The sequence below is a fragment of the Pseudomonas sp. TH15 genome (assembly GCF_016651105.1).
GTDB lineage: Bacteria > Pseudomonadota > Gammaproteobacteria > Pseudomonadales > Pseudomonadaceae > Aquipseudomonas.
In genome coordinates, this window is the sequence record NZ_JAEKEL010000001.1 from 30,050 (window position 1) to 55,107 (window position 25,058).

The 25,058-nt window shown below is 59.1% G+C and carries 23 protein-coding genes and 2 tRNA genes; 18 read left to right on the forward strand and 7 right to left on the reverse strand.

Annotation, left to right across the window (positions count from 1 at the left end; all coding sequences use genetic code 11):
• Nucleotides 1-1,053 precede the first annotated feature (1,053 nt).
• The 9 genes from panB to JFT87_RS00185 all read left to right on the forward strand — a co-directional run bounded on the left by panB (nt 1,054) and on the right by JFT87_RS00185 (nt 12,895).
• Nucleotides 1,054-1,854: a 3-methyl-2-oxobutanoate hydroxymethyltransferase gene (gene panB / locus JFT87_RS00145; protein WP_201198030.1), complete on the forward strand. Its 801-nt coding sequence runs from the start codon at nt 1,054-1,056 to the stop codon at nt 1,852-1,854.
• Complete coding sequence (gene panC, locus JFT87_RS00150) at nt 1,851-2,711, forward strand: pantoate--beta-alanine ligase (RefSeq protein ID WP_201198031.1); 861 nt, start codon at nt 1,851-1,853, stop codon at nt 2,709-2,711. The genes panB and panC overlap by 4 nt, the downstream gene beginning before the upstream one ends.
• A gap of 196 nt (nt 2,712-2,907) precedes the next feature.
• Nucleotides 2,908-3,288, forward strand: a complete 381-nt coding sequence (gene panD, locus JFT87_RS00155; RefSeq protein ID WP_201194633.1) for an aspartate 1-decarboxylase — start codon at nt 2,908-2,910, stop codon at nt 3,286-3,288.
• Nucleotides 3,289-3,520: 232 nt separating this feature from the next.
• The gene (pgi, locus tag JFT87_RS00160) at nt 3,521-5,185 is read left to right on the forward strand and encodes a glucose-6-phosphate isomerase (protein ID WP_201198032.1); all 1,665 of its coding nucleotides are present in this window, start codon (nt 3,521-3,523) and stop codon (nt 5,183-5,185) included.
• Nucleotides 5,186-5,357: 172 nt separating this feature from the next.
• On the forward strand, nt 5,358-7,295 hold the full coding sequence (gene acs / locus JFT87_RS00165; protein WP_201198033.1) for an acetate--CoA ligase: 1,938 nt from the start codon (nt 5,358-5,360) through the stop codon (nt 7,293-7,295).
• A gap of 51 nt (nt 7,296-7,346) precedes the next feature.
• Nucleotides 7,347-8,219, forward strand: a complete 873-nt coding sequence (locus JFT87_RS00170; RefSeq protein ID WP_201198034.1) for an oxygenase MpaB family protein — start codon at nt 7,347-7,349, stop codon at nt 8,217-8,219.
• Between the two features lie 189 nt (nt 8,220-8,408).
• Nucleotides 8,409-9,425: a class I SAM-dependent rRNA methyltransferase gene (locus JFT87_RS00175; protein ID WP_201198035.1), complete on the forward strand. Its 1,017-nt coding sequence runs from the start codon at nt 8,409-8,411 to the stop codon at nt 9,423-9,425.
• Nucleotides 9,426-9,656: 231 nt separating this feature from the next.
• Nucleotides 9,657-12,599: a DUF748 domain-containing protein gene (locus tag JFT87_RS00180; protein WP_201198036.1), complete on the forward strand. Its 2,943-nt coding sequence runs from the start codon at nt 9,657-9,659 to the stop codon at nt 12,597-12,599.
• Complete coding sequence (locus JFT87_RS00185; protein WP_201198037.1) at nt 12,599-12,895, forward strand: DUF2845 domain-containing protein; 297 nt, start codon at nt 12,599-12,601, stop codon at nt 12,893-12,895. Before JFT87_RS00180 ends, JFT87_RS00185 begins: the two co-directional genes overlap by 1 nt.
• A gap of 194 nt (nt 12,896-13,089) precedes the next feature.
• On the opposite strand, the gene JFT87_RS00190 is transcribed toward JFT87_RS00185, so the two are convergent.
• A complete protein-coding gene (locus JFT87_RS00190; protein WP_201198038.1) occupies nt 13,090-13,443 on the reverse strand; it encodes a BON domain-containing protein in 354 nt (117 codons plus the stop codon).
• Between the two features lie 296 nt (nt 13,444-13,739).
• A complete protein-coding gene (locus JFT87_RS00195) occupies nt 13,740-14,180 on the reverse strand; it encodes a pilin (protein WP_201198039.1) in 441 nt (146 codons plus the stop codon).
• Nucleotides 14,181-14,405: 225 nt separating this feature from the next.
• Between JFT87_RS00195 and pilB the strand changes: the two genes are divergently transcribed.
• Genes pilB through yacG form a run of 5 tightly spaced genes read left to right on the forward strand, consistent with a single transcriptional unit; the run spans nt 14,406 to nt 19,017 of the window.
• Nucleotides 14,406-16,106, forward strand: a complete 1,701-nt coding sequence (gene pilB, locus JFT87_RS00200; RefSeq protein WP_201198040.1) for a type IV-A pilus assembly ATPase PilB — start codon at nt 14,406-14,408, stop codon at nt 16,104-16,106.
• 2 nt (nt 16,107-16,108) lie between these two features.
• Complete coding sequence (locus JFT87_RS00205; protein WP_201198041.1) at nt 16,109-17,326, forward strand: type II secretion system F family protein; 1,218 nt, start codon at nt 16,109-16,111, stop codon at nt 17,324-17,326.
• A 1-nt stretch (nt 17,327) separates the two neighbouring features.
• Nucleotides 17,328-18,200, forward strand: coding sequence for a prepilin peptidase (locus JFT87_RS00210; protein WP_201198042.1), 873 nt, complete (start codon nt 17,328-17,330; stop codon nt 18,198-18,200).
• Nucleotides 18,197-18,820 carry a dephospho-CoA kinase gene (coaE, locus tag JFT87_RS00215; RefSeq protein WP_201198043.1) on the forward strand — a complete coding sequence of 208 codons (624 nt, stop codon included), beginning with the start codon at nt 18,197-18,199 and terminating at the stop codon, nt 18,818-18,820. Before JFT87_RS00210 ends, coaE begins: the two co-directional genes overlap by 4 nt.
• Nucleotides 18,817-19,017, forward strand: coding sequence for a DNA gyrase inhibitor YacG (gene yacG / locus JFT87_RS00220; protein ID WP_201194621.1), 201 nt, complete (start codon nt 18,817-18,819; stop codon nt 19,015-19,017). The genes coaE and yacG overlap by 4 nt, the downstream gene beginning before the upstream one ends.
• Before the next feature lie 22 nt (nt 19,018-19,039).
• Here yacG and JFT87_RS00225 read toward each other — a convergent pair whose 3' ends face one another.
• Both JFT87_RS00225 and JFT87_RS00230 read right to left on the reverse strand, forming a co-directional pair.
• A complete protein-coding gene (locus JFT87_RS00225) occupies nt 19,040-19,255 on the reverse strand; it encodes a hypothetical protein (RefSeq protein ID WP_201198044.1) in 216 nt (71 codons plus the stop codon).
• A gap of 63 nt (nt 19,256-19,318) precedes the next feature.
• Nucleotides 19,319-20,008: an energy-coupling factor ABC transporter permease gene (locus JFT87_RS00230; protein ID WP_201205032.1), complete on the reverse strand. Its 690-nt coding sequence runs from the start codon at nt 20,006-20,008 to the stop codon at nt 19,319-19,321.
• 128 nt (nt 20,009-20,136) lie between these two features.
• Between JFT87_RS00230 and JFT87_RS00235 the strand changes: the two genes are divergently transcribed.
• Genes JFT87_RS00235 through JFT87_RS00250 form a run of 4 tightly spaced genes read left to right on the forward strand, consistent with a single transcriptional unit; the run spans nt 20,137 to nt 22,876 of the window.
• A complete protein-coding gene (locus JFT87_RS00235; RefSeq protein ID WP_008154887.1) occupies nt 20,137-20,763 on the forward strand; it encodes a DUF1780 domain-containing protein in 627 nt (208 codons plus the stop codon).
• Nucleotides 20,760-21,287 carry an MOSC domain-containing protein gene (locus tag JFT87_RS00240; protein ID WP_201198045.1) on the forward strand — a complete coding sequence of 176 codons (528 nt, stop codon included), beginning with the start codon at nt 20,760-20,762 and terminating at the stop codon, nt 21,285-21,287. The genes JFT87_RS00235 and JFT87_RS00240 overlap by 4 nt, the downstream gene beginning before the upstream one ends.
• Before the next feature lie 56 nt (nt 21,288-21,343).
• A complete protein-coding gene (locus tag JFT87_RS00245; RefSeq protein WP_007938396.1) occupies nt 21,344-21,517 on the forward strand; it encodes a DUF3094 domain-containing protein in 174 nt (57 codons plus the stop codon).
• A 60-nt stretch (nt 21,518-21,577) separates the two neighbouring features.
• Nucleotides 21,578-22,876 (forward strand): NAD(P)/FAD-dependent oxidoreductase, encoded by a 1,299-nt coding sequence (locus tag JFT87_RS00250; RefSeq protein WP_201198046.1) that lies wholly within the window; start codon nt 21,578-21,580, stop codon nt 22,874-22,876.
• Between the two features lie 150 nt (nt 22,877-23,026).
• Here JFT87_RS00250 and JFT87_RS00255 read toward each other — a convergent pair whose 3' ends face one another.
• The 3 genes from JFT87_RS00255 to JFT87_RS00265 form a co-directional block, all read right to left on the reverse strand.
• Nucleotides 23,027-24,652: a methyl-accepting chemotaxis protein gene (locus tag JFT87_RS00255; RefSeq protein WP_201198047.1), complete on the reverse strand. Its 1,626-nt coding sequence runs from the start codon at nt 24,650-24,652 to the stop codon at nt 23,027-23,029.
• 151 nt (nt 24,653-24,803) lie between these two features.
• Nucleotides 24,804-24,880, reverse strand: a tRNA-Pro gene (locus JFT87_RS00260).
• A gap of 97 nt (nt 24,881-24,977) precedes the next feature.
• Nucleotides 24,978-25,053: transfer RNA gene (locus JFT87_RS00265), tRNA-Lys, on the reverse strand.
• Nucleotides 25,054-25,058: the final 5 nt, after the last annotated feature.

Consider the following 25,058-nt stretch of genomic DNA (forward strand, 5'->3'; position numbering starts at 1 on the left):
ATTCGTTCGTGCTGTATCCCTCCCCGACCTGCTCGCCGCCTGCCTGTTCGTCAGCCTCGAACGCCTCCCGACTGATTGACTGCAATCTCCTGAGTCTTTGTGGCGAGGGGATTTATCCCCGTTGGGTTGCGCAGCAGCCCCAAAAAGGCTGAATGCGGTCAGCCTGATGTACCGTGGTGGCAGATATAGGGGGCGCTGCGCACCCCAACGGGGATAAATCCCCTCGCCACGAAAGCCCTTTTCCAACAAGGTTTTTGTCGGGCAAAAATTCGTTCGTGCTGTATCCCCTCCCCGACCTGCTCGCCGCCTGCCTGTTCGTCGGCCTAGAACCCCTCCCGACTGATTAACTGCCTTTGTGGCGAGGGGATTTATCCCCGTTGGGTTGCGCAGCAGCCCCAAAAAGGCTGAATACGGTCAGCCTGATGTACCGTGGTGGCAGATATAGGGGGCGCTGCGCACCCCAACGGGGATAAATCCCCTCGCCACAAAAGCCCTTTTCCAACAAGGTTTTTGTCGGGCAAAAATTCGTTCGTGGTGTGTCCCCACCCCGACCTGCTCGCCGCCTACCTGTTCGTCGGCCTCGAACGCCTGCCGACTGATTAACTGCAATCTCCTGAGCCTTTGTGGCGAGGGGATTTATCCCCGTTGGGTTGCGCAGCAGCCCCAAAAAGGCTGAATGCGATCAGCCTGATGTACCGTGATGACAGATATAGGGGGCGCTGCGCACCCCGACGGGGATAAATCCCCTCGCCACAAAAGCGGTGCTCCATATCCAGGTTTTTGTCGGACAAAAATTCGTCGAATCAGCCCCGCCGCACCGCTGAATCGCATCAGTTACCCCGGTAACACCCCAACCGTAACAACGCGGTAACACACACAATTGACTTCCCGAGTCCTCCTCACGACTATAGGCGTCCCGCTGCCGCCAACGCGGCGCTAAAGGGCGCAATCCAGGCCTTATAAGCACGACAAAAGACCGTGCGCCTGAGTAAATGAAGAATCACGCGCGTTACTCGCAGTAGTTTCCATAGCGCCTGAACGAGGATTTTTTACATGCCAGCCATCACCCTGACCACGCTCCAGAGCCTCAAGCAGAAAGGTGAAAAAATCACCATGCTGACCTGCTATGACGCGACCTTCGCCCACGCCTGCAACGAGGCCGGTGTTGAAGTGCTGCTGGTGGGCGACTCCCTCGGCATGGTTTTGCAAGGTCACGACAGCACCCTGCCGGTGACCACTGCGGAAATGGCCTACCACGTGGCTGCCGTCAAACGCGGTAACTCCGACGCCCTGATCCTCGCCGACCTGCCGTTCATGGCCAACGCCACCCTTGAACAAACCATGATCAACAGTGCCACGCTGATGCAGGCCGGCGCCCACATGATCAAGGTCGAAGGTGCCTTGTGGCTGGCGGACTCCATCCGCCTGCTCGCCGAGCGCGGCGTGCCGGTGTGCGCCCACATGGGTCTGACCCCGCAGGCGGTGAACATCCTGGGCGGTTACAAAGTCCAGGGCCGCAGCGAGAACCAGGCACGGCAGATGCGTGCTGACGCCATCGCACTGGAGCAGGCCGGCGCCGCCATGCTGTTGCTTGAATGTGTACCGAGCGAACTGGCCCAGGAAATCACCCAAGCCGTGGGTATTCCGGTGATCGGTATCGGCGCCGGTAGCGCCACCGATGGCCAGGTACTGGTACTGCACGACATGCTGGGCCTGTCCATCACTGGCCGCGTGCCGAAGTTCGTAAAGAACTTCATGGCCGGTCAAGTCAGCATTCAAGCGGCGCTGAGCGCTTACGTCACTGAAGTCAAAGCGACGACTTTCCCTGGCATCGAACATGGATTCTCTGCATGAACACCGTAAAAACCGTCCGCGAACTGCGGGCCGCCGTGGCCCGTGCCCGCGGTGAAGGCAAGCGCATCGCCTTCGTACCGACCATGGGCAACCTGCACAGCGGTCACGTCGCACTGATTACCAAAGCCTCCCAACGGGCGGACTTCGTGGTCGCGAGCATTTTTGTCAACCCGCTGCAATTCGGCGCTGGCGAAGACCTCGACAAGTACCCACGCACGTTGACGGCCGATCAGGAAAAACTGCTCCAGGCCGGCTGCCACCTGCTGTTCGCCCCGACCGTCGAAGAAATGTACCCCGACGGCATGGCCGGCCAGACCCGTGTCAGCGTTCCGCAACTGTCCGAAGGCTTGTGCGGCGCCAGCCGTCCTGGGCACTTCGAGGGCGTGGCGACGGTGGTCAGCAAACTGTTCAACATGGTTCAGCCGGACCTGGCGATCTTCGGCCAGAAAGACTTCCAGCAACTGGCGGTGATTCGCGCGCTGGTGCACGACTTGAACATGCCGATCCAGATCATCGGCGAGCCGACCGTAAGGGCTGCCGATGGCCTGGCCCTGTCGTCGCGCAATGGCTTTCTCAATGAAGAACAGCGAGCGATTGCGCCAGTGGTGTATCGCACGCTGTCGTCGATGGCCGACGCCATTAAACAGGGTGATCGCGATTACCCGGCGCTGATCGACTCGCAGATTAAACAGCTCGAAGCGGCTGGCTTGCGGGCCGATTACCTGGAAATCCGCCATGCGCTGACCTTGCGTCAGGCCACTGCGCAAGATCGGGATCTGGTGATTCTGGTGGCGGCGTTCCTCGGGACTACGCGGTTGATCGACAACCTGCACCTGAACCTCGACGCGCCAGCCTAAACACCGCAATACCCCTGTGGGAGCGGGCTTACTCGCGAATGCGCTGGGTCATTCAGCATTGATGTTGGCTGACCCAGCGCATTCGCGAGCAAGCCCGCTCCCACATTTGATCTGCGGCGATTTCCACATCGTATTGATGCCCCTCAAGCCTTCGGGCAAACTGCCCGCCGTTCGATTCCGACCTGGGAAAACACTCATGCACGCCATCATGCTCAAAGCCAAGCTGCACCGCGCCGAAGTCACTCACGCAGTACTCGATTACGAAGGCTCTTGCGCCATTGATGGCGAATGGCTGGACCTGTCCGGCATCCGTGAATACGAACAGATCCAGATCTACAACATCGACAACGGTGAACGCTTCACCACCTACGCGATTCGTGGTGAAGAAGGTTCCGGCATGATCTCGGTCAACGGCGCCGCGGCGCACAAGGCCAAGGTTGGCGATCGGGTCATCATTTGCGCTTACGCTCACTACAGCGAGGCCGAACTGCTCAACTTCAAACCGCGCATGCTTTACATGGCGCCGGGCAATGAACTGAGCCACACCAGCAATGCCATTCCGGTTCAGGTCGCCTGAACCTCCTCATCCTCGTCCGTTTGTCGGACTGTTTCTAACCTTGATGTTAAAAAAGTACAGAAAACGAGTCATACAAAGCGAAGACAGATCCACACGCGAGGTTTACTGTTACCGCCCTGCGCTATTTAATCGTCTCCAAGCAGATTGACCGGACGTAACCCACCCTGTGGTCGGGACATTCCGGGATCTTCAATGTCTTAAAGGCAGTTCAAGTAAAAGGAAAACCGCAGCGATGGCGTATTACCGCACTCCTCACGACGTTACCGCTCTGCCCGCCTGGCAAGCGTTGAAAGACCACCGCCAAGCCATGCAGGATTTCAGCATGCGCGAGGCCTTCAATGCCGACCCGCAGCGCTTTACTCAATTCACCCTCAGCAGCTGCGGCCTGTTTCTCGATTATTCGAAGAACCTGATCACCGCCGAGACCCGTAACCTGCTGGTGGGCCTGGCCAACGAAGTCGATCTCAAGGGCGCTATCAAAGCGCTGTTCGACGGCGAAATCGTCAACTCCTCCGAAGGTCGACCAGCGCTGCACACCGCTTTGCGCCGCCCAGTGGGCGACAAGTTGTCGGTCAACGGCGTCAACGTGATGCCTGAAGTGCACAAAGTGCTGAACCAGATCACCGACCTCGTGGGCCGCATCCACGATGGACTGTGGCGCGGTTACACCGAGAAGCCGATCACTGACGTGGTGAACATCGGCATCGGTGGCTCGTTCCTCGGCCCTGAACTGGTGTCCGAAGCGCTGCTGTCCTACGCCCAGAAAGGCGTGCGTTGCCACTACCTGGCAAACATCGACGGCAGTGAGTTCCACGAACTGACCATGAAGCTGCGCGCCGAGACCACGCTGTTCATCGTCTCGTCGAAATCCTTCAACACCCTCGAAACCCTGAAGAACGCTCAGGCCGCACGTGCCTGGTACCTGGCGCAGGGTGGTTCGGAAGCCGAGCTGTATCGTCACTTCATTGCGGTGTCGAGCAACAATGCCGCCGCCGTGGCCTTCGGTATCCGCGAAGAAAACATCTTCCCGATGTGGGACTGGGTCGGCGGGCGTTACTCGCTGTGGTCGGCCATCGGGTTGCCGATTGCCCTGGCCATCGGCATGTCGAACTTCAAGGAACTGCTGTCCGGTGCCTACACCATGGACCAGCATTTCCAGAGCGCACCGTTCGAACAGAACATGCCGGTACTGCTGGCGTTGCTCGGTGTCTGGTACGGCAACTTCTGGGGCGCGCAAAGCCACGCGATCCTGCCGTACGACCACTACCTGCGTAACATCACCAAGCACTTGCAACAGTTGGACATGGAATCCAACGGCAAGAGCGTGCGTCAGGACGGCACCCCGGTGTCTACCGATACGGGCCCGGTCATCTGGGGCGGCGTCGGCTGCAACGGTCAGCACGCTTATCACCAGTTGCTGCACCAAGGCACCCAACTGATTCCGGCTGACTTCATCGTGCCGATTGTCAGCTTCAACCCGGTGTCCGATCACCACCAGTGGCTGTACGCCAACTGCCTGTCCCAAAGCCAGGCACTGATGCTCGGCAAGACCCGCGCCGAGGCCGAAGCCGAGTTGCGTGACAAGGGCATGGCCGAAGACGAAGTACAGAAGCTTGCACCGCACAAGGTGATCCCGGGCAACCGCCCGAGCAACACCATGGTGGTCGAGCGCATCAGCCCGCGTCGTCTCGGCGCACTGGTGGCGCTGTACGAACACAAAGTTTTCGTGCAAAGCGTGGTCTGGGGCATCAACGCCTTCGACCAGTGGGGCGTGGAGCTGGGCAAAGAGCTGGGCAAAGGCGTCTACAACCGCCTGGTCGGCAGCGAAGAAACCCCGGCTGACGATGCTTCGACCCAAGGCCTGATCAACTACTTCCGCGGTCGTCACCGCGGCTAACCCTGTGGGAGCGGGCTTGCTCGCGAATGCGGCGGGTCATTCAGCTTAAACGTTGACTGACACACCGACTTCGCGAGCAAGCCCGCTCCCACATTGGTTTTGTGTCTGGCTTGAACCCTTTCGTCTCTCGGCGCATCTTTATCTTGTCGCAAAACAAGAATAAGGAACCGTCATGTTCGATATCAGCACGTTCCCCAAAGCCGATGCCGTGCGCCGGGCTGCCCAATTGAGTCAGGACGACTACCAGCGCCTGTACCGACAATCCATCGAACACCCCAGCACCTTCTGGGCCAAACAGGCCACGCGCTTTCTCGACTGGAGCAAACCGTGGCAAACCGTCCAGCGCTATGACCTGAAAACCGGTGAAGCGAGCTGGTTCGCCGGGGGCCAGTTGAACGTCAGTTACAACTGCATTGACCGTCACCTGGAAAAACGGGGCGATCAGACCGCAATCATTTGGGAAGGTGACGACCCGGTCGAATCCGCCCAGATCACCTACAAAAAACTCCATCACAACGTCTGCCGCCTGGCCAACGTACTGAAAAGTCGTGGTGTGAAGAAAGGTGATCGGGTGTGCATCTACATGCCGATGATCCCCGAAGCTGCCTACGCGATGCTCGCCTGCGCGCGCATTGGTGCCGTGCATTCGGTGGTGTTCGGCGGTTTTTCTCCAGACTCCGTGCGCGACCGCATTCTCGACGCCGACTGCCGCACCGTGATCACCGCCGATGAAGGCGTGCGTGGCGGTAAATTCGTGCCGCTCAAAGCGAACGTCGACAAGGCTCTGCAAAGTTGCCCGGACGTCAGCACCGTGATCGTGGTCGAGCGTACCCAGAGTGACGTGAAGTGGGTCGAAGGCCGTGACCTCTGGTATCACCAGGCCCTGCGCGACGTCAGTGACGATTGCCCGCCCGAACCGATGGATGCTGAAGACCCGCTGTTCATCCTCTACACCTCCGGCAGCACCGGCAAACCCAAAGGCGTGTTGCACACCACCGGCGGCTACCTGCTGCAAGCGGCGATGACCTTCAAGTACGTGCTCGACTACCGCGACGGCGAAGTCTTCTGGTGCACCGCCGATATCGGCTGGGTCACCGGCCACAGTTACATCGTCTACGGGCCGTTGGCCAACGGCGCGACCACGCTGATCTTCGAAGGCGTGCCGAGCTACCCGAGCAGCTCGCGCTTCTGGCAGGTCATCGATAAACACCACGTGAATATCTTCTACACCGCGCCGACCGCCCTGCGCTCGCTGATGCGTGAAGGCCCCGAACCGTTGAAGGAAACGTCGCGCCAGAGCCTCAGATTACTCGGCAGTGTCGGAGAGCCGATCAACCCGGAAGCGTGGGATTGGTACTTCAACGTGGTCGGTGAGCAACGCTGCCCGATTGTCGACACCTGGTGGCAGACCGAAACCGGCGGCATCATGCTCAGCCCGCTGGTCAGCGCCCAACGAATCAAACCGGGCTGCGCCACCCAACCGATGTTTGGCGTACAACCGGTATTGCTCGACGAGCACGGCAAGGAAATCAAAGGCGCCGGCAGCGGCGTGCTGGCGATCAAATCCAGCTGGCCGGCACAGATTCGCAGCGTCTACGGCGACCCGAAACGCATGGTCGAAACCTACTTCAAACCCTACCCCGGCTACTACTTCACCGGCGACGGCGCGCGACGCGACGAGGACGGCGACTACTGGATCACCGGGCGTATCGACGACGTGATCAACGTGTCCGGGCATCGCATCGGTACCGCCGAAGTGGAAAGCGCGCTGGTGCTGCACGACAGCATCGCCGAGGCGGCGGTGGTCGGTTACCCCCACGACCTCAAGGGCCAGGGCATCTACGCCTTTGTCACGCCCATGAACGGCGTCGAGCCCAACGACGAACTGAAGAAAGACCTGCTGGCTCACGTCAGCAAGGAAATCGGCAGCTTCGCCAAGCCAGACCTGATTCAATGGGCGCCAGCCTTGCCGAAAACCCGTTCGGGCAAGATCATGCGGCGGATTCTGCGCAAGATTGCCTGTAATGAGCTGGACAGTTTGGGCGATACCTCGACACTCGCCGATCCCAGTGTGGTGCAGGGCCTGATCGATAAGCGACTGAATCAATAACATTGCGGGCGCGCTCAACCGATCGCGCCCGCCCTTCAGCACTGAGTCGCCATGGAATTCATCCGCAGCCGCATCGAAACCCAACTCATGAGTCTGACGGGGCTGTCCCTGGGCAAGCTCGATCTGGAGAACCCAAAGGGCGATCCCGGGCTGTTCGGCCCCGATTCGGTGAGCTGGCAAGTTCATGGCGATTTCAGCAGCATGCTGATCGGTGGCATCAGTGCGCTGATGCTGCAAGCCCTGCATCCGTTGGCCCTGGCCGGGGTCTGGGACCACTCGAATTTCCGCGAAGACATGATCGGCCGATTGCGCCGCACCAGTCAGTTCATCGCCGGGACCACGTTCGGTTCGCGCAAGGACGCCGACTGGCTGATCGAGAAAGTCCGGACCATTCACCTGCAAGTGGTCGGCACCGCACCGGATGGTCGGCCTTACGCCGCCAGCGATCCGGATTTGCTGACGTGGGTGCACGTGGCCGAAGTCAGCAACTTCCTTGCTGCGCATTTGCGTTACCGCAACCCGAACCTGTCCCTGGCGGATCAGGACCGTTACTACGGCGAAATCGCGCTGGTTGCTGAACGACTCGGGGCTCGTGACGTGCCGCGCAACCGTAAGGAAATGGCCGAGTACCTTGAGCGAATCCGCCCACAATTACTGTGCGATGAGCGCAGTCGTGAAGTCCTGCGATTGCTGTTGAACGCGCCCTCCCCCAGCCGCCTGGCCAAACCGTTTGGCGGTTTGATGATGCAGGCCGGGATCGACCTGCTGCCGGACTGGGCCAGTGACATGCTCGGCGTCAGCCAGAGCCCGCTGCAACGCAAACTGATCCGCGCCAGCGTCAAACGCAGTGCGCCGATGCTGCGCTGGGCCATGCGCAATGGCTCAGTGCAGCGGGCCAAGCGGCGGATGGGGTTGTTGAACTAACCGCTAACCTTGTGGCGAGGGGGCTTGCCCCCGTTGGGCTGCGAAGCGGCCCCAAAATATAGAGTGTTACTAAAATTTTGCCAGTGCTGCGCACTGGAACGGGGGCAAGCCCCCTCGCCACAGGATGCACCTCGTCCACACCAAGCTGTTAAACTCCCGCGCCAAATTCCCTCCTGCAAGGCGCCCAGCATGTCTTCCTTGATTCAGGCGCTGCGCGCCGCCCTCGACCATCGCCAGGACCTGCTTGCCGAACTGCATCAGCAGGGCACCGATTGCTATCGCTTGTTCCATGGCAGCCAGGAAGGCGCCGGCGGCCTGACCATCGACCGTTACGGCCCACAATTGCTGGTGCAAAGTTTTCACCAGTCGCTGGAACGCGATGACTTGCTGCAACTGCACGAAACGATCAATCAACAACTGGGCCTCGACACCCTGCTGGTTTACAACGATCGCTCCCGGGGCAATTCGCGCATCGACCGCGAAGACACCGTCTACCGCGCCGACGAAGCCGCCCTGCAAGACCTGGTCGGCCACGAATGGGGCCTCAACTATCGGGTTCGCGGCCGTCACGCCGGGCAGGACCCACTGCTGTTCCTCGATCTGCGCAACACCCGCGGCTGGGTCAAGGAGCACAGCAAAAACAAAAGCGTACTGAACCTGTTTGCCTACACCTGCGGCGTCGGCCTGAGTGCGGCGGCGGGTGGCGCGAGCGAGGTCTGCAACCTGGACTTTGCCGAGGGCAACCTGGCCGTCGGCCGCGAAAACGGTCTACTCAACCCGCAGTTGCCGACCATGGAATTCATCCAGTCCGATTACTTCCCGGCGATCCGTCAATTGGCCGGCCTGCCGATCAGTCAGCGTCGCGGGCAGAAACTGCCTAGCTATCAACGCCTGGAACAACGTCAGTACGATCTGGTGCTGCTCGATCCACCGGCCTGGGCCAAAAGTGCATTCGGCACCGTCGACCTGCTGCGCGACTATCAGAGCCTGCTCAAACCCGCCCTGCTGACCACCGCCGACAACGGCGTGCTGATCTGCTGCAACAACCTGGCAAAAGTCAGCATGGACGACTGGCGCGACCAGGTCCTGCGGTGTGCGGAGAAAGCCGGGCGGCCGGTGCGAGAGTGGTCGGTGATGACACCGGGCGGCGACTTCCCGTCGATGGATCAGCAGCCACCGCTGAAAACCCTGATCCTGCAACTCTGAGCCCTCCCGCGCGGCTGACAACCATCCGATGTGGGAGCGAGCCTGCTCGCGAAAGCGGTGTATCAACAGCAGATATAGCGACTGATACAACGCCTTCGCGAGCAGGCTCGCTCCCACATGTTATTTGTTCCTGCAAAAGAATCTGAACAATCCTGAATAGCGGCAAGTACTTCTGAACCGAAAACGCGTGCCATACTCCAAGGCACTCCGATCAGACAAATGAAGCCGCACATGCCCAAAGGATTGATTCGCGCTATCGGCGCCTTGCTGACTGCCCTGGCCCTCTACAGCCTGCTGGGGTTTCTGATTTTGCCGGGCATCGCCTTGCGGATCGCCAACCAGCAACTGGCCAACTACGCCACGATGCCCGCGCATATTCAGCGGATCGAACTCAACCCTTTCAGCCTTGAAGTCACTCTGTGGGGCCTGGTCATCGGTGAACCGGGCAAGGAACAGGTCGGCTTTGAACGTCTGTACGCCAACCTGCAGATCGACAGTCTTTGGACCAAGGCTCTGCACTTGTCCGATATCGAACTGGACAAACCCAAGACCGAAATCCTTTTCGGCAAGGACGGCAAACTCAATCTGCTCGGTCTGTTCAAACTACCCGCCAGCGAACCGACCCCGGCCGATCCGAACGCCAAGCCGTTTCCGCTGCGGGTAGAGCGAATCAAACTGGCCGGCGGCTATGTACACTTCCAGGATGCGCGCCCAAGCGAGCCCATCGAATTCCTTTACGACAAACTCGATTTCGAGCTGAATAACCTCAGCACCCTGCCCGATGATAATGCCGACATGACCCTGGTCGCGGCCGGCCCGGAAGGCGGGAAAATCGACTGGAGCGGCAATTTCAGCCTGATCCCGATCGCCTCCGAAGGTAAGTTGAAAGTCACCGACGGCCAGATGAAAGTCTGGTGGCCGTACGTACGGGACACGCTGCCGCTGGCCCTGGAAAACGGCGTGCTGAACCTGAGCACCGACTACAAACTCAATCTGGCCAAAGAAACCGAACTGCTGCTGAGCAACGTCGCGGTCAGCGTCGCGCCTTTTGCTATCAACACGCCGGACGGTCGGCCGCTGGTGAAACTCGAACGCCTGGACGTCAGTGACACCACCGTCGACCTGGCCAAGCAGCAAGTCGTCGTCGGGAAAATCCGCAGCAACAAACTCGAAACCTGGGCGGCCCTGGAAGCCGATGGCCAACTGGACTGGCAGAAACTGTTCGCCAGCCAGCCATCCAAGGCAGCGGTAAAAGCTAAAGCCGAACCGACAAGCACTCCAGCAGCAGCCGATTCGCCAAAACCTGAACCGGCGCCACCGAGCAAACCGTGGCAGGTGCTGCTCAAAGACGTGCAACTGCGCGACTACCAAGTGCATCTGGCGGACCGCAAAGCACAACCGGCAGTGGCGCTGGAAGTCGGCCCGCTGAACCTGGATTTGCAGAACTTCGATAGCCTCAATGGCTCGCCTTTCAACCTCAAGCTCGACACCGGCGTGGGCAAGCAAGGCAAGATCACGGCCGACGGCCTGGTCAATCTGGCGCCGGTCAGTGCCAAGTTGAAAGTGCAAACCAAAGACATCGACCTGCGAGTCGCCCAGTCCTACATCACCCCGTTCATTCGCCTGGAACTACGCAGCGGCATGCTCGGCAGTGACTTGGCAGTGGACCTGAAAAGCACCGATCCGCTGGCGTTCAGCGTGACCGGCCGTGCCCAGGTCGATCAACTGCACACCCTCGACACCCTGAAAACCCGCGACTTCCTCAAGTGGCAGCAACTGGTGCTCGAAGGCCTGAACTATCAGCACGGCAACAGCCTGTCGATCGACAAGGTCAACCTGTTCCAGCCCTATGTGCGTTTCATGATCAACGATGACCGCACCACCAACATCGATGACTTGCTGATTCCGCAACCCGCCGATTCCGGTGCAAAAAGTGCTGCGGCCAAACCGGCGGCCAGCAAAGACAAACCGATGGGCATTCATGTAGGCGGTATTGCCATCAATGACGGCTCGGCGAACTTCGCCGACTTCAGCCTGACCCCGAACTTCGCCACTGCCGTTCAAGAGCTCAACGGAGCGATCGGCACCATCGACAGCCGTCAGGCGAAACCCGCGAGTGTCGACGTCAAGGGCAAGGTTGATCGCTATGCGCCGGTGACCATCAAGGGCGCGGTCAACCCGTTCGACCCGATGGCCAGCCTCGACATTGCCACCAGTTTCAAACGTGTTGAGCTGACCACCCTGACGCCTTACTCCGGCAAGTTCGCCGGCTACCGCATCCGCAAGGGCCGGCTCAATCTCGACCTGCATTACCTGATCACCAAGGGCCAACTGAAGGCCGAAAACAAGGTCGTGGTCGAACAACTGCAACTGGGCGAGAAAGTCGACAGCCCGGACGCCACGAGCCTGCCGCTGAAACTGGCGATCGCTTTGCTCAAGGACGTCGACGGCAAGATTTCCATCGAGTTACCGGTGACCGGCGACCTGAACAACCCGCAGTTCAGTGTGATGCCAATTGTCTGGCAGACCCTGCGCAACCTGATCGTGAAGGCGGCCGCCGCGCCGTTCAAACTGATTGGCGGGTTGATCAGTGGTGGCGGTTCGGAAGACCTCGGTACCGTGTCGTTTGCACCGGGCTCCAGTGACCTGAGCAAGGACGCTGAAGCGTCGCTGGTCAAACTCTCTGGCGCACTCAAGGAACGTCCGGCCCTGCGCCTGGAAATCGAAGGCACCGCTGCGCAGAGCAGCGATGGTCCGTTGATTGCCGAGCAACGACTGGAACGCGAATACCAGTACAACTACTACAAAATGCTCCAGCGTCGCGGCGACAAAGTCCCGGCCCAGGCGTCCTTGCTGCAAGTGCCGGATGGCGAGAAAGGTCCGCTGCTGGAAGGGATTTACCGCACACGCCTCAAGACCCAACCGCCGGCTGAATGGAAGGACCTTGGCAAGGAAGAACGCACCGCCAAAATGCGCGCCGACGTGATCAAGTTCTGGAGTTCCAGCGACGTGCTGCTGCGTCAACTGGGCCAGGAACGGGCCAGCAGCATCAAGGACTTCCTGGTGGACAAGGCGCAAATGGCCGACGACCGCGTGTACTTCATCGACGCCAACCTGGGTGAAGCGCAAAGTGACGGTCGGGTGATTACACCACTGCACCTGGACGCCGAGTGATGATCAGACCATTGCTGATCGGCCTGGCCCTGGCGATGGCTGCCAGTCAGGCCAGCGCAGCCGATACCCTGCGCTGTGGCAGTCAATTGGTCAGTGTGGGGGACAGGTCCGGCGAGGTGCTGCAAAAGTGTGGCGAACCGGTCAGCCGCGATCTGCTGGGCTACAAAAAAAGCGCCAACCGACGGGAAGAGTTTCAGGTCGAGGAATGGACCTACGGACCGAATGGCGGGATGTATCAGTACCTGCGGTTTGAGGGTAATCGATTGAGAGCGATCAGCAGCAAACGCGGTAACTGAAGATCAAAAGATCGTCCGAAGGCTGCGATCTTTTGCTTTTGCGACGCTCACAATAGAACAGGCCTGCGACACGAATGTCGCAGGCCTGTAATGACCACATCCTTGTGGCCGTTCGCATGAACTCTCAGATGCGGCAGACGTATTGCTCGGCCCGCCTACCGCGCCCTCTCCCAGTCCAGGCGAGAAGTCTTGCCTTACTCGGCTTTCAGGCCGTCAGCGGAAACCGCTTTGACGCCTTTGATTTTCTTGGTGATGGCAACAGCGGTGGTCTTCTGAGCTGCGGTAACGGCTACAGTCGACGACAGCGATACAACGCCTTTGTTGGTTTCAACTTTGATGTCGGTGCCTGGAATGCCTTTTTCGGTGACCAGGTCGCTTTTGACTTTGGTAGTGATCCAGGTATCGGACGTAGCGCCTTCAGCCTTGGTCATTTCACCGGCCGCCAGAGTCATCGGGGCTTGAGTGGTGGTGGTCTGAGCGAATGCAGCGTTGGCCATGGTCAGGGTCAGCGCGGTTGCAGTAGCAGCAGCGATAGCGAACTTCTTCATACGAGTAACTCCTGTTTTTCTAGAAAGTCTGCTGCATGTCTTCTCAGCAGGGTTACTGGGTATATTGCGAACGCTGTGCCAACTTTTGAAAACACAATAAATCGTTATAAATCAATAACTTAAAAATTAAGAAAATCTTCGGAATCATGCAATTTGCATGACCACCGATTAAATCGCATGCAAGTTGCGGTTTTTTGGAAAGTTCCTAAGACGCTGAAATTATTGAAGCTTTTATTTATCGCCGAGAAAAGAAAATGCCCCGTAAAACGGGGCATTTGCAGGCGCGACCTAATTGATCAAGTACCGCTACCTGGGCAGCCTTTAGGCGCGTAGTCGGCGTTGACCGTCGAAGCGCAGCTCCAGGTACCGGTTGTCGAACCGGTGCCGGAAGAACGCGTCAGGGTAATCGTCTTGCCCAGCACCGGAGCCGGTGCGTTGGCCAGCGTACACACGATGGTTCCCGCCCCTGTGGACGCCGTACCCGAAGCGGTCACCGTGCCGCAGTTGGTGGTTGAAAACGTCGCGCTACCCGCGACCAGCGTCAGCGTTGGATCGGTACCTTGGTTGATGGTGTCCTCGAACGGCACTTTCAGGGCGCTGACTTCCGCCAGGCCGGCGGTCACCTTGGCCCGCGCCTGGTACTTGGTATAAGCCGGCAACGCAAACGTCGCCAGAATCCCGATGATCGCCACCACGATCAACAGCTCGATCAGGGTAAAACCTTTTTGAGTGTTCATAGACAAGCTCCATGCATGAGTCGGAATCTCATGATCTGCAAAGGACGCAGCATAGCCCATGCCAACGCCTTCAGGCCCTGAGCAGTGGGCGCCGATACCGCGCTCCGCCCTCTCCTACCCCCGGTAACCGCACTATCTGACACTTTTTGTCACCTGAACGCCGCTGGTTTCGCTGCATCCCTTGACTAGGCTATAAGTCATGAACTGTCTGCGTCCGGTATCCCCATGAACGACATCGCCCTTAGCGGCCTGGCCAAGCAATTGGTGCTGGCCGAACTGCTCACTGACAAAAGCGCGCAACAGGCGTATCAGCAAGCCCAACGCAATCGCATTTCCCTGGTCAGTTATCTGGTCCAGAACAAACTGGTGAGAAGCCGGCAAGTGGCGGAGATCGCCTCGGAACATTTCGGCATGGCCCTGCTGGACCTCAACTGCCTCGACAAGGAAACCCAGCCCAAAGGCCTGGTCAGCGAAAAACTGGTCCGCCAGCATCACGCCCTGCCCCTCTGGCGACGTGGCAATAAACTGTTCGTGGGGATTTCCGACCCGACCAATCACCAGGCGATCAACGACATCCAGTTCAGCACCGGGCTGAGCACCGAAGCAATTCTGGTCGAGGACGACAAGCTCAGCGACGCCATCGAGAAATTCTTCGACACCCACGCCACCGGCCTCGAAGAGATGGCCGACGTTGATCTTGATGGAGTGGAAGTCGAATCGTTCGACGACAGGCATCAGGACTCCATCGCCGGGCAAGATGCGGATGATGCGCCGGTGGTGCGTTTCGTCCACAAGATGTTGCTCGATGCGATCAAGAGCGGCTCTTCCGACTTGCACTTCGAGCCCTACGAAAAAACCTACCGCGTACGGATGCGCACCGACGGCATTCTGCGCGAAGTCGCCAAGCCACCGATTCAACTGGCCGGCCGGATCGCCGCCAGGCTGAAAGTCATGGCCAGCCTCGACATTTCCGAACGGCGGCGCCCTCAGGACGGGCGGATCAAGATGCGCCTGTCCAAGACCAAGTCCATCGACTTCCGGGTAAACACCCTGCCGACCCTGTGGGGCGAAAAAGTGGTGATCCGGATTCTCGACCCGTCCAGCGCCCAAATGGGCATCGACGCCCTCGGCTACGAACCTGACCAGAAAGCCCTGTTCATGGCCGCCCTCAAGCAGCCACAAGGGATGATTCTGGTCACCGGCCCCACCGGCTCGGGCAAAACCGTGTCGCTCTACACCGGGCTGAATATCCTCAACACCGTGGACATCAACATATCCACCGCCGAAGACCCGGTGGAGATCAACATGGAAGGCATCAACCAGGTGAACGTCAATCCCAAGCAGGGACTGGATTTCGCCCAGGCGTTGCGCTCGTTCCTGCGTCAGGACCCGGACGTGATCATGGTCGGCGAGATTCGCGACCTGGAAACCGCAGAAATAGCGATCAAGGCTGCTCAGACCGGCCACTTGGTACTGTCGACCCTGCACACCAATAGCGCCGCGGAAACCCTGACTCGCCTGCACAACATGGGCATTCCGGGTTTCAACATCGCCACCTCGGTCAGCCTGATCATCGCCCAGCGCCTGGCGCGCAAACTGTGCAGCCATTGCAAGACAGCCATCGAAATACCCCGGGAAACGCTGATCAAGGAAGGCTTCCCCGAGGAACGCATCGGCTCGTTCACGATCTATGAGCCGGTCGGTTGCGATCTCTGCAACAACGGCTACAAAGGACGAATCGGGATCTATGAAGTGGTGAAAAACACACCAGAACTGCAACGGCTGATCATGGCCGAAGGCAACTCCCTGGAAATCGAGATTCAGATGCGCAAGGACGGCTTCAACGACCTGCGTACTTCGGGCCTGATCAAGGCCATGCAAGGCATCACCAGCCTGGAAGAAATCAACCGGGTCACCAAGGACTGAACATGGCGGTCAAGGCAGCAAAAATCAGCGTGTACGCCTGGGAAGGCACGGACAAGAAAGGCACGAAAATGACCGGCGAACTGAGCGGTCAGAACCCGGCACTGATCAAGGCGCAGCTGCGCAAGCAAGGCATCAATCCGGGCAAGATACGCAAAAAATCCGCCTCGATTTTCAACTTCGGCAAACGCATCAAGGCTCAGGACATTTCGCTGTTCACTCGACAGATGGCGACCATGATGAAGGCCGGCGTGCCGCTGTTGCAGTCGTTCGACATCATCGGCGAAGGCTTCGAAAACCCGGCCATGCGCAAGCTGGTGGACGAGGTGAAACAAGAGGTCGCTGCGGGTAACAGTTTCGCGGCATCGCTGCGCAAGAAGCCGCAATATTTCGATGAGTTGTACTGCAACCTGGTGGACGCCGGTGAACAAGCCGGCGCCCTGGATACATTGCTGGACCGGGTGGCCACCTATAAGGAAAAGAGCGAAAGCCTCAAGGCCAAGATCAAGAAAGCCATGACGTATCCACTGGCCGTGGTGTTCGTCGCGATCATCGTCACCGGCATTCTGCTGGTCAAAGTGGTGCCGCAATTCAAAACGGTGTTCGCCGGGTTTGGCGCCGAACTGCCGTCCTTCACCCTGATGGTGATCGGCCTGTCGGAGTTCATGCAGGAGTGGTGGTGGCTGATCCTCGGCGCATTGGTCGTGGCGATCTACGGCGTGCGTCGCGCCTTCAAAAAGTCTCAGGTTTTTCGCGACCGGATGGACACCTGGCTGTTGAAACTGCCATTGGTAGGCACGCTGATGTACAAGTCCGCCGTAGCCCGTTACGCGCGCACGCTGTCGACCACGTTCGCCGCCGGCGTACCACTGGTAGATGCCCTGGAATCGGTGGCCGGCGCAACCGGCAATATCGTGTTCAAACGCGCGGTGTTGCGCATCAGGCAGGACGTGTCGACCGGCATGCAGCTGAATTTCGCCATGCGCACTTCCGGCATCTTCCCGAACATGGCGATCCAGATGGCCGCCATTGGCGAAGAGTCCGGCGCCCTGGACGACATGCTCGACAAGGTCGCCAGTTTTTACGAGGACGAAGTGGACAACATGGTCGACAACCTCACCAGCCTGATGGAGCCGTTCATCATGGTGGTGCTGGGGGTTATCGTCGGCGGGCTGGTGATTGCCATGTACCTGCCCATCTTCCAACTCGGCTCAGCGGTCTGACATGCCTTTGAATGAATACCTGAGTCTCTATCCGTTGGCCTTCGTGATCACTGCCCTGGTACTCGGCCTGGTGATCGGCAGCTTCCTCAACGTGGTGATCTGGCGCCTGCCGAAAATGCTCGAGCGGGAATGGCGAATGCAAGCCCACGATGTATTGGGCCTGCCCGGCGAAACGCCCCTGCCAACCTACAACCTGATGCTGCCCCACTCTCAGTGCCCGCACTGCGCCCACAGAATCCGTGCCTGGGAAAACATCCCGGTGCTCAGCTATCTGTTTTTGCGTGGCCGTTGCTCAAACTGCGCAACACCGATCAGCAAGCGCTACCCGCTGACCGAACTGGCCTGCGGTATGCTTTCGGCATTTATCGCCTGGCATTTCGGTTTCGGCTGGCCTGCCTGTCTGGTGCTGGTGTTGACTTGGGGCCTGCTGGCCATGAGCCTGATCGATGCCGAACATCAACTGTTGCCCGATGTGTTGGTGCTGCCACTGTTGTGGCTGGGACTGATCGTCAACAGCTTCGACCTGTTCGTGCCGCTGCACGATGCCTTGTGGGGCGCAGTGGCCGGCTATATGGCGCTGTGGTCGGTGTTCTGGCTGTTCAAGCTGATCACCGGCAAGGATGGCATCGGTCACGGGGACTTCAAGTTGCTGGCGATGCTGGGGGCCTGGGGCGGTTGGCAGATCCTGCCGCTGACGATCCTGTTGTCATCCTTGGTGGGCGCCATTCTCGGGGTGATTTTGTTGCGCCTGCGGGACGCGAAAACCTCGACGCCGATCCCCTTTGGTCCCTATCTGGCAATTGCCGGCTGGATTGCCTTGCTCTGGGGTGGTCAAATAACCGACTTCTATTGGCAGTTTGTCGGTTTTAAATGAATACCCCCGTGGAAAAACCCTGGATTCTCGGCCTGACCGGCGGCATCGGCAGCGGTAAAAGCGCGGCCGCCCAGCACTTTATCGACTTGGGCGTGCACGTGATCGATGCCGATCACGCCGCACGCTGGGTGGTGGAACCGGGGCGCCCGGCTCTGGCGAAGATCGCCGAGCACTTCGGCCCCGGCGTGCTGCAAGCCGACGGGCAACTGGATCGCGGCGCACTGCGCAAGCTGATCTTCGAAGTCCCGGAAGAACGCCGCTGGCTCGAAGCGCTGCTGCATCCGCTGATCGCCGAGGAAATCGTTAATCATCTGGCCAAGGCACAATCGCCTTACGCAATTCTGGTGTCGCCGCTGTTGATCGAGTCCGGGCAGTACGCCATGACCCAACGGGTTTTAGTGATCGACGCCCCGGAACAACTGCAGATCGAACGCACACTGCAGCGTGATCAGACCAGCGAGCAACAGGTTCAGGCGATCCTCAAGGCCCAGTCCAACAGGCAGGATCGCGTGAGCCATGCCGACGATGTGGTGGTCAATGACCGCGACCTCGCCTGGCTGCACAGTGAGGTCGAACGCCTGCATCACTTTTACCTAACTTTGCGTGGAGGCCAGTCATGAGCCAACCCCCTGTCGTCACCTGCCCAACTTGCGGTGCCCCTGTTGAATGGAGCGCCACCAGCACGTTCCGGCCTTTCTGTTCGGACCGTTGCAAACTAATTGACCTGGGTGCCTGGGCGTCGGAAGAACACAAGATTCCGGTCAGCCCGGATGCCGAGGACGACCTGTTCAGCGAAGACTTCGAGCCGCGTCACTGAACCGAGTCTTTATCCTCAAAAGTCAGGGCCGCATAAAACCGTAGTCCTGGCCTTCATCGAGGTTCTCTGCGAGAAACTGCAACTCATCCGCCAGATCCTCGACACTGCGCACCGCCTTGCTCTGTTGCACCACCGCGCTGAGCAAGGCGCGCAGGCTCAACCCCGGATCAAACCCCACTTCCTGCGCCGCATCCAGACTGTGACGCAACTCCTGCCTTGCCCACTCGTAGACACTCATTTCGATGCTCCTGTAGGTTTCCCGAAGCATGGAAGCGTCAGTGATTGAGGGATTTGATGTGGATCAAGACTTGGGGTCGTCGTCTTTCCACGGTGCCGAAAGGTAGCGGGTGCGATTGAACGTCTCCAGCCATTCGGGGCAAAACACCACCAATGCGCTGATCACCATGCCGTTGATGAATGCCTCGGGAAAGATGATCAGCCACAGATAGCCGATGAAGTCTTCCAGCCAGTACGGCATGGCAAAAATTTCGTCGAACCACAGCAACCAGAGCCCCACCAGCAGACAGAGCAATGCCGACAGCGCCGCCGCAAAGAAACCGGAAACGAAGATATACACAAAGGGATTACGCGGTTGCGCCCGCTCCACCAAGATCGCGCAGCACTCGGTGACCAGAACCGGAAGCAGAATCAGCAGCGAGCCATTCACCCCGACAGCCACCAAATCCTGTCGCCCAAGCAGCACCAGCCCCAGTTGCGCGACCAATCCACCGACAATCGCCAGCGGCCAGTCCAACAAGAGCGTCACCGCCGTCATGCCGATAAAGTGATACGACACGCCGGTATCAAAATCCCGTCGCACCAACCACAGCATAAACAGCGCGAACACCGTGCCAAACAGCAAATGCTGCCGACGCCGGTCGGAGAATAACTCGACCCACGGAGCGCGGCAGATCGCCCAAATCACCACGGGCACATAAATCAGCCAGCCGACTGTCAGACTTGTGAACGACAACAGTTCAGCACCGATCATGATTCCCTCACGTTTCAGCATTCCCACCCCGTAGGCGCTGCCGAAGGCTGGGATCCTTAAGTTGAAAAGTCTACACCGCTCGATGCAAAGCTATCTGCTTGTCGCATTTGAACGCTAAGCTTGGGCCTATGGATGACTCAGATTATTTACGCCTGCTGACCATCGCGGCCGAGCAAGCCAACGCGTTCCTGTCCAATGCCCGCAAATGGGAGCGTGAGCGTTGGGTCTGTCAACGCCTGCTGCAAGGCTTGAACATTCCCTATCGCGCCGACGAATTCGCCCCGGCCGGCGAGCCACCGGACGTGCTGTTTCGGGACGCCAGTTTCGAGGTGTTCTTCGTGCTCGACGAAGGCCGGCGCCTCAACGACGAATGGCGCGACGAACTGCAACGTCGGCGCAGCGCGTTTTCCCTGAGTTCGCTGGTGCGCCGCGAGGCCAAGCCCCGGCGCATTCCGGCCAATGAGTTCTTGCTGAGACTGGCGCCGACCTTGCGCAAAAAAGCCCACAACTACAAAGAACGCGGGATGGACTTGGGGGAGCTCGATATCATCGCCTTCGCCAGTCTCAAGCGCGAAGTGCTGGACCTGAACAGCCATTTCCCGCCACCCACCGAATACCTGCGCCAAGGCTGGCGCTCGTTATCGCTGGTCGGCCCGACGTTCGCCCGCGTGCTCTTTGCCCATCCGGATGCCCCGGATTTCCTGCGCAGCAACCTGGGACGCAGCATCGTCTTCGACGTCGGGATCAGCCTTTGAGCCCGTTGCAGGAATTGATTGCCGAAGTGCCGCAACAAGGTCGCGTGCGCTGGATCGGTGTGCGCCCGGAACCTCACGTGCCGATGATCGAACTGGATGCCGTGGAAGCGCGACTTGAGGCAGGTCTGACCGGTGATCGCGCCCGTCCCGGAGTACGCAATGCGCGGCAAGTGACGCTGATTCAGTGGGAACATCTGGCTGTGATCAGTTCGCTGATGGGACGCCCGGACGAAAAACCGGTGCTGCCTGATGAATTGCGGCGCAACCTCGCTATCAGCGGTATTAACCTGTTCAGCCTCAAGGGACGTCGCTTCAAAATCGGCCAGGCGATTTTCGAAACCACCGGCTGGTGCCAACCTTGCGCACGTCTTCAAAACAACCTCGGCCCCGGGACATTTCAGGCCGTTCGCGGCCATGGCGGAATCACCGCCCGAGTGATACAAAGTGGAATCATTCGACTGGACGATACGGTGAGTGTCGAGCCCATCCCGGACAGCGGCTATGCTCCGTTCAACGTTCGTTAAATCTGCCTGTAGCTTCTACACATTCAGCAACGTCTACTCCCCTGACGAGGCCTAATATGACCAGCCGCCTGAACCCCGACGACCAGAAGCATGTCGAAGAGTACCTGCACTTGTCCCAACACCAAGTCGAGCGCCGGCCTTTCAGGCCGTGGATGCTCCTGGTGGTGGTGCTGGCAGTGACCATTGGTTTGGGCCTGTTGAGCCGACTGATCAGTTACCTGACGCTATGAGCTGCCTCGCGCTCGCTCGGGTAATCGCACCGATTTCTTTTAGCCTTGCGAGATATCCCCATGACTCATCGTATTGTTATCGTTGGCGGCGGCGCCGGCGGTCTGGAGTTGGCTACCCGTCTGGGTAAGACTCTGGGCAAGCGCGGCACGGCCAGTGTGATGCTGGTCGACGCGAACCTGACCCACATATGGAAACCGCTGTTGCACGAAGTGGCGGCAGGGTCGCTGAACTCATCCGAAGACGAACTCAACTATGTTGCCCAAGCGAAATGGAACCACTTCGAGTTCCAGCTGGGGCGCATGAGCGGGCTTGATCGCGCACAGAAAAAAATCCAGCTGGCCGCCACCTACGACGACGCCGGCGTGGAACTGGTGCCGGCCCGTGAACTGGGCTACGACTCGCTGGTGATTGCCGTCGGCAGTACCACCAACGATTTCGGCACCCAGGGCGCAGCGCAGCACTGCCTGTTCCTCGACACCCGCAAACAGGCCGAGCGTTTTCATCAGCAATTGCTCAACCATTACTTGCGCGCCCATGCCGGGCAAACCGATGTCGAGGAGCAAATCAGCGTGGCCATCGTTGGCGCCGGGGCCACTGGCGTCGAGCTGGCGGCAGAACTGCACAACGCCGCCCATGAATTGGCAGCCTACGGTCTGGACCGGATCAAACCGGAAAACATGCACATCACCCTGATCGAAGCCGGGCCACGGGTGCTGCCAGCCTTGCCGGAACGTATCGGCGGGCCTGTGCATAAAACCCTGGAGAAACTCGGGGTCAACGTCATGACCAATGCGGCCGTCAGTGAAGTCACCGCCGACAGCCTGATCACTGCCGATGGCAAAGTGATCAACGCCAGCCTGAAAGTCTGGGCCGCCGGGATTCGTGCACCGGGTTTCCTGAAGGACATCGATGGCCTGGAAACCAACCGCATCAACCAGCTGCAAGTGCTGCCGACCCTGCAAACCACCCGAGACGAGAACATCTTCGCCTTCGGTGACTGCGCCGCTTGCCCGCAACCGGGCACCGACCGCAACGTACCGCCACGGGCCCAGGCTGCGCATCAACAGGCGTCGTTGCTGGCCAAATCCCTGAAGCTGCGGATCGAAGGCAAAGCATTGCCGGAGTACAAGTACACCGATTACGGCTCGCTGATCTCGCTGTCGCGTTTTTCGGCTGTGGGTAACTTGATGGGCAACCTCACCGGCAGCGTGATGCTGGAAGGCTGGCTGGCGCGGATGTTTTACGTGTCGTTGTACCGGATGCATCAGATGGCGTTGTATGGCGCGTTTCGGACGGCGATGTTGATGCTCGGTAGCAAGATTGGGCGCGGGACTGAGCCGCGGCTGAAACTGCACTAATATTTTCGGCGCTGGTTAGGACCTCTTCGCGGGCAAGCCTCGCTCCTACATTGGATCTGCGTCGCGCACAAAATGTGCGACCAACAAAGATCAATTGTGGGAGCGTGGCTTGCCCGCGATGCATTCACCTCGGTTTAACCTGCCTTTCGTTTACACCCGAAAGCGTTGCACCATGCCTTGCAGTGCATTGGCCAGTTTGGACAGTTCATGGCTGGAGGCGCTGGTCTGATCGGCGCCAGCGGCAGAGCGCACCGACAGGTCACGGATATTCACCAGGTTGCGATCAACTTCCCGCGCGACTTGCGCTTGCTCTTCGGCCGCACTGGCAATCACCAGGTTTCGTTCGTGAATCTCGTGCACCGAGGTAGTGATAGTCTGCAAGGCCTCGCCGGCACGCTCGGCCAACACCAACGTACTGGCTGCCCGAGAAGCGCTGGCTTGCATGGAGTCGAGCGCCAGGCTCGACCCGCTGCGCATGCCCTGAACCATTTGCTCGATCTCCTGGGTCGACTGCTGCGTGCGATGCGCCAGTGCCCGCACTTCATCTGCGACCACCGCAAAACCGCGACCACTCTCCCCCGCGCGCGCTGCTTCAATCGCAGCGTTGAGCGCCAACAGGTTGGTTTGCTCAGCGATGGCCCGAATCACGTCCAGCACCTTGCCGATGTCCTGGGACTGATTGGCCAACGACTGCACCAGTTCGCCGGTGTGTTGTACATCGCTGGCGAGGGCGCTGATGGCGCTGGCGGTTTCGCTGACTCGCTCCTGGCCCAGATGCGCCGACTCGCTGGACTGGCGTGTGGCGTCAGACGTCGACACCGCATTGCGCGCGACTTCCTCCACGGCAGTGGTCATCTCATTGACTGCGGTGGCAGCCTGCTCGATCTCGTTGTTCTGCTGTTGCAGGCCTTGGGTGCTGTCGAGAGTCACTGCGTTCAATTCATCGGCCGCCGTGGCCAGTTGGGTGGCCGAACCGCTGATGCCTTGCAGGGTTTCGCGCAGGTTCTGCTGCATGGTCGCCAGCGCCTTGAGCAAGCGGCTGACTTCATCGTTGCCATGGGTCTGGATCGGGTTGGTGAGATCGCCTCGGGCCACGTTTTCTGCGGCATTCAAGGCTTCGTTCAGGGGGCGCACGATGCTGCGAGTCAGCAACATCGCCAAACCGACGGTGGCCAGCGCCGCCAGGGCGATGAACAGGCTGACGATCGTCCGCGATGTTTCGTAGTGCGCTGCAGAATTCTGGCTTTCGGCGGCGACTTGTTTAGCGAACAGATCTGCCAAGTCATTGAGCTGTTTGCCGGAACCATCGACCACGGTCTTCATGTCCACCAGCAGCAGCTTGGTCAACTCATCGTGACGACCTTGTTCGGCCAAGGTGAACGACTGGGCGATGCCCGAGCGGTAAGCGGCGAAGGTGCTTTTGAATTGGTCATACAACTGCTTGCCTTCAGCGGTGTTGACCAATTTGTCATAGGCGGCAATCTTGTCGCTCAGCTCCTTGTCCCGGGTGTCCATCTGGCTGCGGTATTGCGCGATGTTCTTCGGATCCTGGTCCAGGGCCATGCGCAGGGAAATGGTGCGAATGCGCAGCATGATCTCGCGAATCTCGTCGCCGCCACGGATGCTCGGCAGCCACTGGCTTTCCACCGCCACCTCGCTGTCACGAATGCTCGACATCTGCCCCAGTGCAAATACCCCGAGCAATGCCACCAGCACCGCAATCAAGGCAAAACCCAGCGCTGCACGAGGGGCAATATTCAGCTGACGAAGAAACATAACGAGCGCCTTTTCTTTTTATGGGCGGGAGGGAAGCGCTGTTTGCGCTCCGATGGCTCGTTATCGGCAAGTTGTACGACGACTTGAAGCGTATTCACTTTTTCAAAGACAAAAAAAATCCCCGTATCTTTCGATACGAGGATTTTTAATATGGTCGGGGTAAGGGGATTCGAACTCCTGACATCCTGCTCCCAAAGCAGGCGCGCTACCGGACTGCGCTATACCCCGGTAAAAAAAAGGCGACCACTCAGTCGCCTTCTTCTTCGATCAGCGCTTTTGGCCTCTGATCTTAAGATCTGATCCCAGCGTTAACTGGTTTCAAAAATGGTGGGTCGTGTGGGATTCGAACCTACGACCAATTGGTTAAAAGCCAACTGCTCTACCAACTGAGCTAACGACCCAAAAA